Raw genomic sequence first — 624 nt, 5'->3', positions numbered from 1 at the left:
GGCACGGACGCTGCCTAGGGTGGCGCGCCGGCCGGCGGCGTCGGTGACGGACACGTCGAGCCGGGTGCCGGTGCTGCCGGGCGGCACGATGACGCGCAGGGCGAGGCTGTCGGCGCCCTTCAGCGAGAGGGGGGCGCGGGGCCGGACGCGGGTCGCGGTGCCGGGCGCGGTCCAGTCCAGGGCGACCGCGCCGCGGCCCGTCTCCCGCTCCGGCCACCAGTACGCGAAGTGCGGCGAGGCGCCCTGCGTGTCCTCGTCGAGGCAGGCGACGGCCGGGTCGGGGTCGACCGCGGAGCACAGGCGTCCGCCGGTCACCCGCACACCGTCGTCGGGCAGGAATCCGGCGCCGCGGCCGGCGCCGACCGCGTGGGTCAGCACCCCGGCCGGGGGGGCGCGGGGTCCGGTGCCGTCGATCAGTTCGCGCACCCGGTCGTCACCGGCGACGAACAGCCGGGCGGCCGCGGCGACGTAGGTGGCGCCGGCCCGGTGCTGCTGCGCGGCGGTGAGCCGGGTCGCGCTTCCGGCGGAGCAGACCGGGTCGGGGGACTCGGGGTCCTCCCAGAAGTCGTCGGAGGCGGGGGCCTCGGCGAGGCCGGGCGTCCACTCGCTGTTGAAGTAGTTGTG

The 624-nt window shown here is 78.4% G+C and carries 1 pseudogene; it reads right to left on the bottom strand.

Annotation, left to right across the window (positions count from 1 at the left end):
• Positions 1–624 (bottom strand): annotated as a pseudogene (locus DMC61_RS41075) (hypothetical protein); the annotation flags it as partial.

It is taken from the genome of Amycolatopsis sp. WAC 04169, assembly GCF_003947535.1.
Taxonomy (GTDB): Bacteria; Actinomycetota; Actinomycetes; order Mycobacteriales; family Pseudonocardiaceae; genus Amycolatopsis; species Amycolatopsis keratiniphila.
Note: the sequence above shows the minus strand (reverse complement) of the source record. Positions and strands in the feature narration are given on the sequence as shown.